The sequence below is a fragment of the Catellatospora sp. NPDC049609 genome (genome assembly GCF_040675365.1).
GTDB lineage: Bacteria > Actinomycetota > Actinomycetes > Mycobacteriales > Micromonosporaceae > Catellatospora.
In genome coordinates, this window is record NZ_JBFAOU010000092.1 from 13990 (window position 1) to 31004 (window position 17015).

The window sequence follows — 17015 nt, forward strand, 5'->3', positions numbered from 1 at the left end:
GAGCCCGGTGTTGGGTTCGCTCATGCCCTCGCGCACGTCAGCTCCTCCGCTGGTGTCCGTTATGTCCCAGGGGCTCAACGGAGCGGGACGGGTTCTGGAAGCGGGAGTTGCGCCACAGCAGCACATATCCCAGGAACGTGAAGGCCAGCGGCGTGACGAGCGAGTTGTACCAGAGCGCCGCGAGGAACGAGCCCACGATCGCGGCCGACGCCGCCAGCCCGATCGCCGACCGGTCGCGGCGGAACCGCCACAGCCCGTACCCGAAGAAGCCGAAGTAGGCGAGCGTGCCCGCCAGGCCGTGCGCGAACAGCAGCTGCCACAGCTGGCCGTTGCCGCCGACGGTGAAGTTGCCGCAGCGCTCGCACGACGCCGACTCGCCGACCGCGATCGACTGCCGGCCGCCCTGGGTGCTGCGGGTGGAGCCGAAGCCGAGCACCGGGGACTCGCGGAAGCCCTCCAGCGCCCGCTCGGTGAGGAACATGCGCACCCCGTTGGACTTGCCGTTGTCCAGGCGCCGCTCGATCACCCCGCCCAGCGGCGTGGTCACCAGCGCCACGGCCAGCCCCGCCAGCACCACGCCCAGCGCCACCAGGCCGCGCAGCCGCCCGGCCAGCGCCTGGCGTACGGCCAGGTAGACCGCCGCCGCGCCCAGCCCGATCCACAGGCCCCGGTTCAGCGAGTGCACCACCGGCACCACGGACAGGCCGAGCACCGCCACCGCCAGCACCCGGTCCCGCAGCCGGGTCGGGTAGCCGAACACGGCGACCGCGAACCACACCACCAGCAGGCAGAAGTTGTTGCCCCAGGTGTTGGTGTAGCCCCACGGCGCGGCCGGGCGCGGCGCCGGATCGCCGACCAGCTCCATGATCTGCGCGGCGTACGGGTGGACCAGCGACTTCACGAAGCCCTTGCTGCGTACGCCGTCGGGCAGCAGCAGCTCCACCGGCGAGGTGAACTCGAAGTGCCCCGCGAACGTGCCCAGCAGCCCGCCCGCCACGGTCACCACGAACAGCCAGCCGAGCAGGTTCACCAGCCGCCGCTGCGACAGCACGGCCGGGGACAGGTTGCCCGCGTACACCAGCAGCACCGTCAGCGCCGCGTACTGGGCGAGCTTGTACGCGGGCGCGGTGATGCGTTCGGCGAACGTGGCCGCGACGGTGCCCGCCGGATCGACGTCGAGCACGGCGAACCCGGCCACCGCCACCCCGCAGAAGGCCAGCCACAGCCAGAACGCCGGGGGCAGCCGGACCGGCGTGCCCTGCCGGTGGCGGCGGCGCAGCTGCCACAGCATGGGCACCGCCATGATCGGGAAGATGAGCACGCCGAGCCCGAGCGCCCACCACAGCGGATAGAGCGCGAGCAGCATGGTCAGCGGCCAGGCCGGGCCGAGCAGCAGCCGGTCCCGGCCGGCGGCGACGGGACCGCTCGGCCCCGGACGGCTCTGCCCCGGACCGTTCGACCCCGGACCGCTCGGCGGCACGGTGGCGCGGTCCGGCGCGACCGGCGCGTCGGCGCGCCCGGCCGGCCCGGGGACCACCGCCCGTCCCGCCGCGGTGGCGGCCGTGGTCACTGGCGGTGCGCCTCGTCCAGCTCGGTCAGGGCCGAGGCGTCCAGCGGGGCGAGCATGATCGTCTGCTCGTCGGCGTGCGGCTTGTGGCCGTTGGTGGTGCCGTCGACGGCTGCCTCCTCGCCCTGCCGGGCGGCGGTCTGCTCCGGCTCGGGCGTCGCGTCGCCCGTGGCGGCGGTGCGGCGCGGCCGGTGCGGCAGCCTGGGCATCAGCACCGCGCCGAGCAGCGGGGTGCCGACCCGGCGCAGCTGCTCGGCGGCGTCGGCGACCTCGGGCCGGCGGGTGCGGCGGGTCTCCACCGCGAGGATCGCGGCGTCGGCGAGGCTGGCCAGGCTCTGCGCGTCGGCGCTGGCGGCGGTGGACGGCGCCTCCACCACCAGGTAGTCGGCGTGGGCGCGCAGGGTGGCGACGATGTCGCGCAGGGCGTGCGACTGCAGCAGCCCGGCCGCGGTGGCGGTGCCGCCGGTCGTGATGACGTGCAGCGACGGCGTACGGGCCGCGCGCTGCGTCGCCTCGGCCAGGCTCACCCGGCCGGCCAGCACGTCGGACAGGCCCGGGGTGGGCGCGACGCCGAGCAGCTTCGCCAGCGGCGCCGCCTCGGTCATCGAGTCCGGCAGCTGCGCGCCGATGATGACGACCTCGGCCCCGGTGCGCGACAGCGCGGCGGCGAGGTTGGCGGCGACCAGGGTCGCGGCCGGGCCGCGGCTCGCGCCGGTGACCACGACGACCTGCTCGCCGGGCCGGAACGCGGCGACCACCTCGTTGCGCAGCCGGTTGAAGGCGCGCCCGCCGGGGCTGAACGGGGTGAACACCTCGGTGCCGGCCGGGCCCTTGCCGGGCACCACGCCGAGCACGTCGACGCCATCGCGCACCAGGTCGCGGCTGCCGCGTACGCGCCGGTCCAGGCGCTCGCGCAGGGCGGCCACGCCGAGGCCGGCCAGCAGCCCGAGCAGCGCCCCGGCCGCGTAGTTGACCGCGGCGGTCGGCTTCACGGGCCGGCTCGGCACGCGCGCGTCGCGGATGATCGCACCGGCGCTGACCGTCTCGGTGGCGAGCTGGTTCACCTTGTTGTTGAGCTGGTTGATCTGGGTGACCGTGGTGTCGCGCTGGCTGTCCAGGGTGGCGTAGTTCGAGCTCTTCGGGTTGGCGTCGGAGAGCTTGCCGTTGATCTTCGTCAGATCCTCGGTGAGGTCCTTGATCTTGTCGCGCAGCGCCGCCGCCTGGCGGTTCAGCTCGGCCTTGGCGTTGCCCTCGCGGTTGGTCAGGTAGGACCGCGCGAACGCGTGCGCGCCCGCCTGCGCCTCCTCGGCCGTCGTGGCGGCGTACTTGATCTGGAGGACGGCGGTGTTGGGCGGCACCTCCACCGACACCGCGCCGGTCAGCGTGTCCACGTCGGTGCGCTCCAGCAGCTTGGCCGCGCCCTCGACCACCGCGGTCGAGCGCATGAGCTGCGCCTCGGTGTCCAGGTTGATCTCGTCCCGGGTACGCCCGCCGGCCACGTTCGCGTCCAGCCCGGCCGGGCGCACCAGCACCGAGGCCGTCGAGACGTACTCGCGCGGCAGCGACTCGTTGTAGGCGGCGCCGGCGGCCGTGCCCGCCAGCGTCAGCAGCAGGGCGATCCACCAGTGCCGGGCGATCAAGCCCAGGTAGTCCGAGATGTCGTACGTCGAGGGGGGTGGCCCGGCGTAGTTCGCGTCCACTGCGTGTGGCCCTTCTCCGGCGTTATGCGTCCGGTGAGGTCAACGCCGCGACGGTAACGACGTAACTAGGCATATCGGCCTATACAACGCGATCTGCCATTACCGCAGGTAATCGGTAGTGTCAAGGTCAAATAACTAGGAAGCACGATGTACGTCTGAAACTCCGCAAACAAGACACAACGGTTATGATGCCCCTGAGGGTACGCAGAATAGGACAGAAATCTGAGTGCCCGCTCTTCGGGGGAAGGGGCGATCCATGGGCAGGAGCCGCATCGGCATCGCGGTCACCGTAACCATGTCCACGCTGGCTTCGGCGGTGCTGTTGGGGTTGCTCGCCGGACGCCTGACGCCGCCGCCGGCGCGCGTGCCGGTGTCGGAGGACGCGTACACGCTCAGCACCAGCCCCGGCGTCACCGCGGGCACCCAGGTGTACCTCACCGCGGGCGGCCAGGACGGGGGCGCCGCGGTCAGCTACCTCAAGTTCGACGTCACCATGCCGACCGGCCGCCAGCCGCACAAGGTGTGGCTGTGGCTCGGCCGCCACAGCGGCACGCTGCCGCGACTGGTCGAGCTGAGCCGGGTGCCGGACACCCGCTGGCGCGAGGGCACCATCACCGCGGGCACCGCGCCGCGGCTGGGCGACGTGGTCGCCGGGGCCGCGCCCGGACGCTTCGACCGGGCGGTCGCCTTCGACGTCACCCGGGTCATCCGGCGGTCCGGGCGGTACGCCTTCGCCGTCACCGCGCCGTTCAGCACCGAGTCGGCCCGGTTCGTGGCCGGCGAGGCGAACGGCAGCACCACCGGCCCGCCCACCATCACCTTCGAGTGGAACGCGCCGCCCAGCCCGGTCCTGCCCCCGCCGGTCGACCAGCCCACGGCCTCGCCGTCGCCGGCCGGCCCCGCCGTGCCCGGCGCGACCCCGCAGCCCACGGTGACGCCGTGGCCCGGCTCGGAGTACCGGCCGAGCGAGCAGCCGTGGCCCGCCACGTCGGCGTCGGCGGGTCCGGTGCGGCCGAGCCCCTACCCGGCCGGCGGGCACCACCGTCCGCCCAGCGCGTCCGCGTCCGCGTCGGCCGGAGCACAGCCGGGCGCCGACCCGGTGGTCCCGACCTCACCGGGCCGGCCCAGCCCGTACCCGGCCGGGCCCGCGCCGGACGGCAGCGCACCTCCGGGGCGGCCCAGCCCGAGCCCTTCGCCGTCCCCGGAGCCCGACCCGCTGCCCGGCGACCCGAGCCCGCTCCCGGGCGAGCCCGGCGCGGAGCCGAGCCCGCTGCCGGGCGAGCCTCCGGTCGTCGACCCGAGCCCCTTCCCCGGCGACCCCGGTCCGCAGCCGACCGAGCCCGGCCCTCAGCCGAGCGACCCTGGCCCCGGCACCGACCCTGGTCCGCAGCCGAGCGAGCCCGGCCCCGGCCCCGGCACCGAGCCCGGTCCGCAGCCTGGCGAGAGCCCGCAGCCTGGCGAGAGCCCGCAGCCCGGTGAGAGCCCGCAGCCGGGTGAGAGCCCGCAGCCGGGGGAGCCCGGCCCGGGTGTGCCCGGCGACCCGTCCGCGCCGCCGAGCACCGGCCCCAGTGCCCCGCCCGGCGCGGAGCCCAGCGGCTCGCCCACGGCCGACCCGAGCGCGTCGCCCGGTGCGACACCCAGCGGCCCGCCGGTCGACCCGTCCCCGCCGGTGGACCCGTCCCCGTCGGTGGACCCGAACCTTCCCGTGGACTGCGTCATCGGGCAGTCGCTGGTGCCCACCTGCGGGGCGCTGTGGGGCGTCGCGCCGGGCGCGCACACCTCGCAGAACCGCATCGAGGCGCTGCACGAGTTCGAGCGGCGCACCAACCGCCAGCAGGTCGTCTACCACGCGTACCACCGCGGCACCTCGCTCTTCCCGACCGCCGAGGAGCTGGCCATCACGCGGGACCCGGGCCACCGCCGGGTGCTCTTCCTCAACTGGAAGCCGCAGGGCGCGAGCTGGGCGGAGATCGCCGCCGGGGATCGCCGCACCGACGCCTACCTGGACCGGCTCGCCGCGCACATCCGGGCGTCGCTGACCGACGAGTTCTTCTTCACGATGCACCACGAGCCGGAGAACGACGTCATCGCGCGGCCGGGCTCCGGGATGACGGCCAGGGACTACGCCGCCGCGTTCCGGTACGTCGTGACCGGGCTGCGCGCCCGCGGGGTGGACAACCTGGTCTCGGTGATGTGCTACATGGCGTTCGTGCCGTGGAACGTGAAGTCCTGGTTCGAGGAGCTCTACCCCGGTGACGACGTGGTGGACTGGGTCGCCTGGGACACCTACGCCTACAGCGACCCGGGCTACGGCTACGGCGACTTCGCGGAGATGATGAACCGCACGTCGGGCAGCCGCAAGGACTGGCCGGGCTTCTACAACTGGGCCGCGCAGTCGTTCCCGGACAAGCCGCTGATGCTCGGTGAGTGGGGCGTGTGGCACTCCCGCAGCAACCCGCAGCACCAGGCCCGGTTCTTCGACTCGGCCCGGCTGCAGCTGGAGCTGTTCCCGCGGCTGAAGGCGCTGGTCTACTTCGAGTCGCCGAGCGCCGAGGAGGGCCGCAGCTCGATGATCGACATGACGCGGGAGGGCCTGAGCTCGTTCCAGGAGTTCAGCAAGCACCCGGCCTTCGACATCCTGACCGGCCAGTCCGGCGGCTACGGCACCACCGCCCGCGCACGCTCCTGAACACGGCTCCGGCCCGGCTGCGAGGCAGCCGGGCCGGAGCTTCGACCACGTGAAACTCAGCTGCGGGGGTTGATCCAGCCCTCTTCGCCCAGGTACATCAGGACGGCGTCGACGGCGTCGTCGATGGACCCTGCCGAGGTGTCGAGCACCAGCTCGGCGTCGGTCGGCTCCTCGTACGGGTCGTCGATGCCGGTCATCCCGGTGATCTGCCCGGCGCGGGCGCGGGCGTAGAGGCCCTTGCGGTCGCGCTGCTCGCACACCTCCAGCGGCGTCGCCACGTGCACCAGCACGAAGTCGGCGCCCGCCGCCGTGGCCATCGCCCGTGCCGTGGCCCGCGCGCTGGCGTACGGCGCGATGGGGCAGCAGATGGCCATGCCGCCGTGGCGGGCCGTCTCCGCGGCGACCCAGCCGATGCGGCGGATGTTGAGATCGCGGTCGGCCTTGCTGAAGCCCAGCCCGGCGGACAGCTCGCGGCGCACCACGTCGCCGTCGAGCACGGTCAGGCTGCGCTCGCCCGTCTCCAGCAGCGCGTCGGCCACGCCCCGGGACACCGTCGACTTGCCCGACCCGCTCAGGCCGGTGAAGAACAGCACCACGCCGCGCTGGCGGCGGGGCGGGCGGGCCTTGGCCAGCTCGCGCGCCACGGCCGGCGGGGTGTGCCACTCGGGCAGCGGCAGGCCGTCGTCGAGCAGCCCGGCGATCTCCTCGTCGGTGAGCGCGATCCGCTCGAAGCGCTCGGGCACCTCGTCGCGGTCACGCCACTGCCCGTCGCGGCTGTCGTAGACCAGCTCGCGCGGGATCAGCACGCGCGGGCCCGCGCCGGTGAGCGTGGTGGGCGTGCCCAGCAGGTGCGTCACGCCGTACGCCGCGGCCACCCGGGCCCGGACCAGCGCGTCGGTCACCTCGTTGCCCCGGTCGGTCAGCGGCACGGCGACGATCACGGGCTCGTTCATCCGGTCGCGCGCGGCCAGCACGCAGCGCACCAGCGCCTCGGACGGCAGGCCGTCCGGCCCCGGCACGCCCACCGGCACCAGCACCACGAGCTGCGCGGCGAGCTGGCGGGCGGCGTGGTTGAGCTGGGCCAGCTGCGGCCGGTGCAGCGGCCGGTCGGCGAAGAAGCCGAGCACCCGCTGCGCGGTGAGCTGGCCGCGGACCACGTCGGTGGGCATGCGCAGCCGCGCGAACGGGGCGCGCCCGCCGTCGCCGTAGCGGTGGACGGGGCCGGCGACGCCGGTCCAGCCCTCCCGGGTGGGCCACACCTCGGAGACGTCGAGCCGCGCGATCGGCGCGCCCTCGGCATCGGTCAGCACCAGCGGGGGCGCCTCGCCCACGTCGATGCCGTCCAGCATCCCCGCGGGCACCTCGAGCTTCACCGGCAGCGGCCAGGCCCGGCCGTCGACGAGCCGCGCGGTGGTGGCCACCGAGCGCAGATCCTCCCGGCCGAGGAAGCCGCCGAGCGGCTCGTACGCCCCGGCCAGCAGCAATTCGAGGTCGGACAGCTCGGTCGGGTTCGGGGTCCACGTGGGGGCCCCACGCAGCGCCTCGTCGCCGATCACCCGTTCGCTCCGCTCGCTCACGTCCGCTCCTGCCTCCCCGACGCCGGCACCACATGGCGACGCTCTGCTCTCGCTCATGACCGACAGGTGACAAGTGTGGCAGCAGCGCGCACCGCGGTCGAGTGCATCCACCCCGTCGATGAGATCGTGCCGCGATTTCGGGCAGGTCGCGCTCCCCGGTGGAGCCGTTGAGCGCGACCCGCGTGTCCGAAGGGCTGAGGCTCAGCCCGTGTTGCGCATCCCCGCGGCGATGCCGTTCACGGTGGTGAGCAGCGCCCGCTCCAGGGTCGGATCGGTGGTGGGGGCGCGCCGGCCGCCGGGGGCGGTGGACATCGCCCGGCCGGGCAGGCCCGCGTCGCGGTACTGCCGCAGCATGGCCACCTGCAGGTGGTGCAGCGGCTCCAGGTAGCTGTCCCGCACGCCGAGGGTGCGCCGCAGCACCGGCTGCGACTCCAGCAGCTCCGCCTCCCCGGTGATGGCGAGGACCTCGGCGACGCTGCGGGCGTACTCCTGCTCGATGGTGCCGAAGATGGGCCGCAGCGGGTCCGGGACCAGCGACTGCACGTAGCCGCGGGCGATGTTGAGGTCGGTCTTGGCCAGCATCATCTCCACGTTGGACAGGAACGTCCCGAAGAAGTGCCAGCGCTCGAACATCTCGCGCAGGTGGTCGCCGAGACCCGCCTCGCGGGCGGCGGCCAGGCCGGTGCCGACGCCGAACCAGCCCGGCACGATCTGGCGGGACTGGGTCCAGCCGAACACCCACGGGATGGCGCGCAGGCCGCCCAGGCCCGCGCCGGAGTCGGGCCGCTTGGCCGGGCGGGAGCCGATGTTCAGCGCGCCCAGCAGCTCGGTCGGCGTCGCCGCCCAGAAGTACTCCGGCAGCTGCGGGTTCTCCACCAGCTCGCGGTACTTCACGAAGGCGGCGTCGGAGACGATGGTCATGGTGCGGTCCCAGCCCGCGAGCGCCTCCTCCGGCTGGCGCGGGGTGGTGTGCAGCAGCGTCGCCTGCAGCACCGCGGCCACGGTCAGCTCCAGGTTCTCCCGGGCCAGCGCGGGCAGCGTGTACTTGTCGGAGATGACCTCGCCCTGCTCGGTGACCTTGATCGCGCCGTCGAGCGTGCCGTACGGCTGGGCCAGGATCGCCTCGTGGGTGGGGCCGCCGCCGCGGCCGACCGTGCCGCCCCGGCCGTGGAACAGCCGCAGCCGCACGCCGTGCTTGGCGGCGATGTCGCGCAGCGCGCGCTGCGCCTTGTGGATGGCCCACTGGCTGGTGGTGATGCCGGCCTCCTTGTTGGAGTCGGAGTAGCCCAGCATCACCTCCTGCACGTCGCCGCGTGCCCGCACCAGCGCCCGGTACGGCGCGAGGCTGAGCAGCTCGTCGAGGATCTGGCCGCCGGCCTGCAGCTCGGCGACGGTCTCCAGCAGCGGCACGAAGCCGATCGAGGCACGCGGGGCGTGCGGGTCGACCAGCCCGGCCTCCCGCGCCAGCACCGCCGCGGCCAGCACGTCGTCCACCCCGCGGGTCATCGAGACGATGTACGACTCGACGACCTCCTCGCCGAAGCGCTCCTGCGCGGCGCGGATGGTGCCGAACACGTCGAACGTCTTGCGGGCGGCGTCGGTCAGCGGGCTGTCCACGCTGGACAGCGGGCGGCGCCCGGTCAGCTCCTTGGCCAGCAGCGCGATCCGCTCCTGGCGGCTCAGCGAGGCGTAGTTGGTCACCTCGCCGACCTGGGTGTAGAGCTGCGCCAGCACCGCGTGGTGCGCGTCGGCGTGCTCGCGCACGTCCATCGTCGCCAGGTGCAGCCCGAACGCGCTCACCGTCCGGATCACCGAGGCGAGCCGGCCCACGGCGGTGAGCTGCCCGGCGTTGCGGGCCAGCGACGCGCGCATCAGCTCCAGGTCGGCGATCAGGTCGCGGGTGCCCCGGTAGTCGCGACCGGGCGCGTGCTCGGTGCCGTGCGCCAGCCGGGCCCGGGTGTTGGCGAGCTTCGCGCGGATGCAGCGGGCCTTGAGCCGGTACGGCTCCTCGGCGTTGACGCGGCGGAAACGCTCGCTCACCTCGGGCAGCGCGTCGAGGTCCTTGGCGAGGCTGGCGGACAGGTCCAGCGACACCCCGCGCAGGCGGCGCGACACCGACACCTCGTTGATCACGTGCTCCAGCGCCGCCTCGACCGCCCGGATGCCGTGCTCGTGCTGCAGCAGCAGGACGTCGCGGGTGACGGTCGGCGTGACGTACGGGTTGCCGTCGCGGTCGCCGCCGATCCAGGTGCCGAAGGTGAGCGGGCGGGTGGTCGGCGCGGTGTCCACGCCCAGCCGCTTCAGCGTCTCGGCCAGGTCGTCGAGCACCTGCGGCGCCGCGTCGTCGTAGAGGTCCCGCAGGTAGTAGACGGCGTTGCGGGCCTCGTCGGTCGGATCCGGCCGGTCCAGCCGCAGCTCGTCGGTCTGCCACAGCAGGTCGAGCAGCTCGGACAGGCGGCGGTCGTTCTGCGCCGTCTCGCCGTACAGCGCCGACGCGGCGAACTCGCCGTCGAGCTGGTCGGCGACGCCGCGCAGCTTGGTCAGGATGGAGCGGCGCGCCGCCTCGGTCGGGTGCGCGGTGAACACCGGCCGGATCGCCAGCCGCCGGGCCGCCGCGGCGATCTCGCTGGCCGGCACGTTGCGCTCGGCGATCAGCTTGGCCGCCCCGTCCAGCCAGCCGCCGTGCTGGGCGCGGCGGCGGCGCAGCTCGCGCGCCCGGTGCACCTGCTCGGTGATGTTGGCCAGGTGGAAGTAGGTGGAGAAGGCCCGCGCCAGCAGCGTCGCGGTGGAGACGTCGAGGCCGCCGAGCTTCACCGCGGCGGTGTCGGCGTCGCTGCGGACCAGCGCGCGTACCTCCTCGACGAGGTCGAGCAGGCCGCGGCCCTCCTGGCGGGCCAGCGTCTGGCCGAGCAGGGTGCCGAGGCGGCGGATGTCGGCCCGCAGCGCCGCGTCGGCGCCGTCCGCGTCGGCCGAGGCGCCGTCGACGTCGGGGTGATAGGTAAGCTCACTCACCGCGCGTTCCTTCCGTGGGTACGAAGGACGGCGCTGTCCTGCGGTGGATGCTACTGCCCCGCCCCCCTATGCGCCCCTGTGACGCGGACCATCCCATATTTCGCGATCATTTCCACCCATGATCGTCCGACTTGCCAGGCAAGTGGGCGAATCTTGGCCGCGCTTTCGCCCATCTGCCTGGCAAATCGAACGATCATGGTGGGTCAGGCGTTGTCGCGGCTCCAGCCGCCGGCGGAGTCGACGATCTGGCCGGTGATCCACTCGGCGTCGGGGGAGCAGAGCCAGCCGACCAGCTTGGCCGTGTCGTCGGGGGTGCCCCAGCGCTTGGCGGGGAAGCGCTCGCGCACCCACTCGTGGGTGGCCGGGTCGGCCCAGCCGGTGTCGTTCGGGCCGGGGTTGATCGCGTTCACGGTGACGCCCCGCGCCGCCAGCAGCACCGAGAAGTCGCGGGTCAGGTACTCGATCGCCGCCTTGCTCGCGGCGTACGCCAGCTCGCCGGTCATCGGGCCGAGCCGCTGCCCGGAGGTGAACAGCACGATCCGGCCCGGCCGGGCGTCGTCGTGCGCGGCGGCGTACGCCTGGATCAGCAGCATGTTGGCGCGCACGTTGACCGTCAGGTGCCGGTCGATCTCGGCCGCGTCCAGCGCGCCCAGCGGGGTGTGGGTGGAGTAGGTGTGGCAGGAGACCAGGGTGTCCAGCCCGCCGAACCGCTCGACCGCCGCGGCGACCAGCGCCTCCGGCCCGCCCGGCGCGGTCAGGTCGGCCGGGTGCCAGTGCGCGCCCAGCTCGTCGGCCAGGGTGGCCGGGTCGCCGCCGGTCAGGCCCTGCTCGGCGTCGTACGACGGCAGGCCGGTGAGCATGACGCGGTAGCCGTCGGCGACCAGCCGCCGGGCCACCGCCGCCCCGATGTTCGTGCTGCGCCCCACGCCGGTGACCAGCGCGACGGGCCGATAAGCAAGATCGTCAGTCATCACGGACGGAACCTTAGAAGCGCACTCTCGGCACCGGCAAGCAGTTATGTAGATGGAATCTACGTAGATTCCGTCTACCAAACCTGGGCGGACGCCGTGGACGTCCACCTGGTCTGCGGCGGCCTGCCGGGCATGAGACGTGGTGGCGGCTGCGGCTGACCCCGCCCGGGGTTTCCCCGCTGCCCTCTGCGCAGCTCAGAGGGGTACGGCAGCGGATCGGCAGCGCTCGGCAGCACCCGGGCAGCGGCGGCGCAGCCGTCCGGCAGCGCCGTGCCGCAGGCTTCTCGCCGTACCCGCCCCGCCCCGGCCGCCACCTGCGGATCCGCCGGGCCGGCGGCTTCTCCGTACCCCTGGAAAGAGGAACATCTCATGCGACGTGCTCTCGCGGCCGTTCTGCTCGGTGGCGCCCTGCTCGTCACCGCCGCCTGCGGCTCCACCACGGACACCGGCGCCGCGCCCAGCCCCTCGGCGGCCGGGCCCGACTACTCCGCCAACACCAAGCAGGTCTGTGGCGCGCTGGAGGAGGTGCTCTCCGGCAAGACCCTGGAGGCCGAGACCACCAAGGCGGTCACCGACGCGGTCAAGGGCAAGACCACCGAGGCGCAGATCGACAAGGCCACGGTGGAGGCGATGAAGAAGGTCTTCACCAAGTGGGCCGACGGCATCGCCGCCGAGGCCGCCAAGGCCGAGGACCCGCAGGTCAAGCAGGACATCCAGGCCTTCGCCACGGCGCTGAAGGCCGAGGTCAAGAAGATGAGGACGATCGACGACGCCGACACCGTGATGGACGGCGCACAGATCGAAGCCGCCGGCGCCAAGATCGACAAGCACTGCGCCTGACCGCCCCGCGTCGGGGAGTTGCCCGAAGTTTCGGGGAAACTGCATGAATCGGGGACACCGAGGCTGCGGTTTCCCCGAAGGTGCGCGCCGCGTCACCGCGACGGCTGCCGCGATTTGTCGCGGCGGACGGTCGGGGGCGGGGAGTAGGCTCTGCGAGGAACCCCGTACCTGCCTGGTTGCGGGGCTTTCGCCGTGGTCGCCGCGGCCCGTGCCTACCGGGCGGGAAGGCGCTTACCGTGAACCTCACCGGACTCCTCGAAGCCGCTCTCACCGATCCCGCACTGGCCCGTGCCGTCGCGCTGGCCGGCACCGAGCCCCAGCTGGACCTGACCGCGCCCGCCTCGGCGCGGCCGTTCCTGGTCGCGGGCGCGGCCCGGCGGCGGCCGGTGCTGGTGGTGACCGCGACCAGCCGCGAGGCGGAGGACCTCGCCGAGGCGCTCGGCGAGTTCCTCGACCCGGCCACGGTGGCGGTGTACCCGGCCTGGGAGACGCTGCCGCACGAGCGGCTGTCGCCGCGCTCGGACACGGTCGGCCGCCGGCTGGCGGTGCTGCGCCAGCTCGCCCACCCGGAGGGCAGGCCGCTGCGGGTCGTCGTCGCGCCGGTGCGCAGCATGCTGCAGCCCCAGCTCAAGGGACTCGGTGACCTGGAGCCGATCGACCTGCGGCCGGGCACCTCGGCGCCGCTCGACGAGCTGACGCACACGCTGCACGATCTCGCGTACGCCCGGGTCGACCTGGTGACCAAGCGGGGCGAGTTCGCGGTGCGCGGCGGCATCCTCGACATCTTCCCGCCGACCGACGAGCACCCGTCCCGGGTCGAGTTCTGGGGCGACGAGGTCGAGGAGATCCGCACCTTCGCGGTGGCCGACCAGCGCACCATCGACAAGGCCGACCGGCTGTGGGCGCCGCCGTGCCGCGAGCTGCTGCTCACCCCGGACGTGCGGGAGCGGGCGGCGCAGCTGGCCGCCGAGCACCCGGCGCTGGAGGAGATGCTGACCAAGCTGGCCGAGGGCATCCCGGTCGAGGGCATGGAGTCGCTGTCGCCCGCGCTGCACCACGGCCGCGACTCGATGCAGCTGCTGCTGGACTGCGTACCGGATGACACGCTGGTGCTGCTGGCCGACCCGGAGCGGATCCGCACCCGCGCCCACGACCTGTTCCGCACCTCGGCGGAGTTCCTCGAGGCGAGCTGGGCCGCGGCCGCCGAGGTGCAGGGGGCCAAGGCGCCCATCGACCTGGGGCCGGCGACCTTCAAGACACTGGCGGAGGTGCGGCAGCACGCCGCCGCGCTGGACCTGCCCTGGTGGACGGTGTCCCCGTTCGGGCTGGTGGAGACCGAGCGGCCGGCCGACGAGCCGTGGCGTGACGTGCCGGCCGTCGAGGTCGCGCCGGACACCGGCACCGTGCTGACCTGGGCGGCGACCCAGCCGCCGGTGTACCACGGCGACACCGCGAAGGTGGTCGCCGACGTGAAGGGCTGGCTGGCCGAGGGCTGGCGGGTGGCGCTGGTCTTCGAGGGCCACGGCCCGGCGCAGCGCTCGGTCGAGGTGCTGCGCGACGCGGGGGTCGGCGCGACGCTGGCCGACGAGATCGGCGCGCTGCCCGAGCCGAACCGGGTCGTGGTGAGCTGCGGCCGGCTGCGGCAGGGCCTGGTCGACGAGGCGGCGAAGCTGGCCGTGATCACCGGGGCGGAGATCTCCGGCGGGCGCGGCGCGGGCACCCGCGAGCTGGGCCGGATGCCGTCGCGGCGGCGCAACACCATCGACCCGCTGGAGCTGCGGGCGGGCGACTTCGTGGTGCACGAGCAGCACGGCATCGGCAAGTACGTCGAGCTGGTGCAGCGCAAGGTCAACGGCGCGGACCGGGAGTACCTGGTCATCGAGTACGCCGCGAGCAAGCGCAACCAGCCCGGCGACCGACTGTTCGTGCCCACCGACGCCCTCGACCAGCTCTCCCGGTACGTCGGCGGTGAGCAGCCCACCCTGCACAAGATGGGCGGCGCGGACTGGCAGAAGGCCAAGGCGCGGGCCCGCAAGGCGGTGCGCGAGATCGCCGCGCAGCTCATCCAGCTCTACGCCGCGCGCCAGGCCGCGCCGGGCCACGCGTTCGGCCCGGACACGCCCTGGCAGCGCGAGCTGGAGGACGCCTTCCCGTATCAGGAGACGCCCGACCAGCTCTCGGCCATCGAGGAGGTCAAGGCCGACATGGAGAAGTCGGCCCCGATGGACCGGCTGATCTGCGGCGACGTCGGCTATGGCAAGACCGAGATCGCGGTGCGCGCGGCGTTCAAGGCGGTGCAGGACGGCAAGCAGGTGGCCGTGCTCGTGCCCACCACGCTGCTGGCGCAGCAGCACTACAACACGTTCTCCGACCGGATGGCGCAGTTCCCGGTGGTGCTGCGGCAGCTGTCGCGCTTCGCCACGCCGAAGGAGGCCGAGGAGACGCTGAACATGGCCGCCGAGGGCCGCGCCGACATCATCATCGGCACCCACCGGCTGATCCAGAAGAGCACCCGGTTCAACCGGCTCGGCCTGGTCATCGTCGACGAGGAGCAGCGCTTCGGCGTCGAGCACAAGGAGCGCCTCAAGGAGATGCGCACCAACGTGGACATGCTGACCATGTCCGCGACGCCGATCCCGCGCACGCTGGAGATGTCGATCACCGGCATCCGGGAGATGTCCCAGATCACCACCCCGCCGGAGGAGCGCCACCCGGTGCTGACCTACGTCGGGGCGTACGACGACAAGCAGGTGGCCGCCGCGATCCACCGCGAGCTGTTGCGCGACGGCCAGGTGTTCTACCTGCACAACCGGGTCGAGACCATCGACAAGGCGGTGCGGCGCATCCGCGAGCTGGTGCCCGAGGCGCGCGTGGTCGCCGCGCACGGCCAGATGGGCGAGGAGGCGCTGGAGAAGGTGATGGTCGGCTTCTGGGAGAAGGAGTTCGACGTCCTGGTCGCCACCACCATCATCGAGTCCGGCATCGACATCCCGAACGCGAACACGCTCATCCTGGAGCGCGCCGACCTGCTCGGCCTGGCGCAGCTGCACCAGATCCGGGGCCGGGTGGGCCGCGGGCGCGAGCGGGCGTACGCCTACTTCCTCTACCCGCCGGACAAACCGCTGACCGAGCACGCGCACGAGCGGCTGGCCACCATCGCCCAGCACACCGAGCTGGGCGCGGGCATGTACGTCGCGATGAAGGACCTGGAGATCCGGGGCGCGGGCAACCTGCTCGGCGGCGAGCAGTCCGGCCACATCGAGGGCGTCGGGTTCGACCTCTACGTACGCATGGTCGGCGAGGCGGTGCAGCAGTTCAAGGGCGGCGGCGCGGCGCAGGAGGAGGCGCTGGAGGTCAAGATCGACCTGCCGATCGACGCGCACCTGCCGCACGACTACATCGACTCCGAGCGGCTGCGCCTGGAGATCTACCGCAAGCTCGCCTCCGCCCGGGACGCGGCCGCGCTGCAGGAGGTGGTGGCCGAGCTGACCGACCGGTACGGCGAGCCGCCCGCGCCGGTGGCCAACCTCGTCGCGGTGGCCAAGCTGCGGATGACCGCGCGGGAGTACGGCCTGACCGAGATCTCGCTGCAGGGCAAGCACGTGCGGTTCAGCCCGCTGGAGCTGCCCGACTCCAAGCAGCTGCGGCTCAAGCGCTACCACCCCGACGCGGTCTACAAGACGGCGAACTCGCAGGTCAGCGTGCCCACGCCGATGACCCGCCGGGTCGGCGGCGAGCCGCTGCGCGACCAGGCGCTGCTCGACTGGTGCGCCCAGCTGCTCAAGGACGTGCTCGGCTCATGAGCGCGCGGACGACGCGGCCCAGCCCGGTCCGTGCCGCCGTCGGCTCGGGCGGGGTGCCGGCGTGATGAGGAGGTGGACCGTCGTGGACACGCCGATCGGGCCGCTGAGCTGCGCCGTCGACGACATCGGGCTGTGTGCGGTGCACTTCGGCGCGCTCGACGTGACGCTCGACGTCGACCCGCTGCTCGACGATGTGGCCGAGCAGATGCGCGCCTACTTCGCGGGCGAGCTCGTCGACTTCACGCTGCCCGTGTCGGTGCGCCGGGGCAGCGACTTCGAGCGGGCCGTCTGGGCCGAGCTGTCCCGCATCCCGTACGGCGAGACGCACACGTACGGCCAGGTCGCCCGCGCGGTGGGCGAGCCCGACGCGGCCCGTGCCGTCGGCGTGGCCTGCAACCGCAACCCGGTCGCGGTGGTGGTGCCCTGCCACCGGGTGGTCGGCGCGGGCGGCAAGCTGGTCGGCTTCGGCGGCGGCCTGCCCGCCAAACGCCACCTGCTCGAACTCGAAGCCCGCGTCCGCATGGAACACGACTGGCTCGCCTGACCCACGCCGCCCCGGCCCCGCCCGCCGCCCACCCCGGGGCAGCCGGGCCATGATCGCTCGACTTGCCAGGCACATGGGCGAATGCGCGGCCAAGATACGCCCATGTGCCAGGCAAGTCGGACGATCAACGGCGCGGACGCCGGTGCGCGGGGGCGTCGGACTTCCGGCGGTTCGCCGGGCCGGTGCGGTCGTGGTGCAGCGAGAAGGGGGGGGGGGCCGGGGGGGGGGGGGGGGGGGCGCCCCGGGGGGGGGCGGGGGGGGGGGGGGGGGGGCGGCCCCCCCCGCGGCGCCCGCGATCGCGCCGCCGGTCGG

General features: G+C 73.7%; 9 protein-coding genes. 4 read left to right on the forward strand and 5 right to left on the reverse strand.

The genetic code is table 11. The features are described 5' to 3' along the window. Window positions 1-37: 37 nt before the first annotated feature. Complete coding sequence (locus AB0J67_RS23810; RefSeq protein WP_363485634.1) at window positions 38-1570, reverse strand: hypothetical protein; 1533 nt, start codon at window positions 1568-1570, stop codon at window positions 38-40. After that, entirely contained in the window at window positions 1567-3267 is a 1701-nt protein-coding gene (locus AB0J67_RS23815; RefSeq protein ID WP_363485635.1) for a Wzz/FepE/Etk N-terminal domain-containing protein, read from the reverse strand. The genes AB0J67_RS23810 and AB0J67_RS23815 overlap by 4 nt, the downstream gene beginning before the upstream one ends. A gap of 256 nt (window positions 3268-3523) precedes the next feature. Between AB0J67_RS23815 and AB0J67_RS23820 the strand changes: the two genes are divergently transcribed. After that, window positions 3524-5956 carry a hypothetical protein gene (locus AB0J67_RS23820; protein ID WP_363485636.1) on the forward strand — a complete coding sequence of 811 codons (2433 nt, stop codon included), beginning with the start codon at window positions 3524-3526 and terminating at the stop codon, window positions 5954-5956. 56 nt (window positions 5957-6012) lie between these two features. Here the strand turns inward: AB0J67_RS23820 and cysC are convergent, their stop codons facing one another. The 3 genes from cysC to AB0J67_RS23835 all read right to left on the reverse strand — a co-directional run bounded on the left by cysC (window position 6013) and on the right by AB0J67_RS23835 (window position 11516). Continuing rightward, complete coding sequence (gene cysC, locus AB0J67_RS23825) at window positions 6013-7533, reverse strand: adenylyl-sulfate kinase (RefSeq protein WP_363485637.1); 1521 nt, start codon at window positions 7531-7533, stop codon at window positions 6013-6015. 201 nt (window positions 7534-7734) lie between these two features. Further along, window positions 7735-10545 carry a phosphoenolpyruvate carboxylase gene (gene ppc, locus AB0J67_RS23830; protein ID WP_363485638.1) on the reverse strand — a complete coding sequence of 937 codons (2811 nt, stop codon included), beginning with the start codon at window positions 10543-10545 and terminating at the stop codon, window positions 7735-7737. Between the two features lie 203 nt (window positions 10546-10748). Beyond that, entirely contained in the window at window positions 10749-11516 is a 768-nt protein-coding gene (locus tag AB0J67_RS23835) for an SDR family oxidoreductase (protein WP_363485639.1), read from the reverse strand. A gap of 369 nt (window positions 11517-11885) precedes the next feature. Here AB0J67_RS23835 and AB0J67_RS23840 point away from each other — a divergent pair, with 369 nt between their 5' ends. The 3 genes from AB0J67_RS23840 to AB0J67_RS23850 all read left to right on the forward strand — a co-directional run bounded on the left by AB0J67_RS23840 (window position 11886) and on the right by AB0J67_RS23850 (window position 16703). Next, window positions 11886-12356 carry a hypothetical protein gene (locus AB0J67_RS23840; RefSeq protein ID WP_363485641.1) on the forward strand — a complete coding sequence of 157 codons (471 nt, stop codon included), beginning with the start codon at window positions 11886-11888 and terminating at the stop codon, window positions 12354-12356. A gap of 236 nt (window positions 12357-12592) precedes the next feature. After that, window positions 12593-16159 (forward strand): transcription-repair coupling factor, encoded by a 3567-nt coding sequence (gene mfd / locus AB0J67_RS23845; protein ID WP_363485643.1) that lies wholly within the window; start codon window positions 12593-12595, stop codon window positions 16157-16159. Window positions 16160-16223: 64 nt separating this feature from the next. After that, the gene (locus AB0J67_RS23850) at window positions 16224-16703 is read left to right on the forward strand and encodes a methylated-DNA--[protein]-cysteine S-methyltransferase (protein WP_363485644.1); all 480 of its coding nucleotides are present in this window, start codon (window positions 16224-16226) and stop codon (window positions 16701-16703) included. Window positions 16704-17015: the final 312 nt, after the last annotated feature.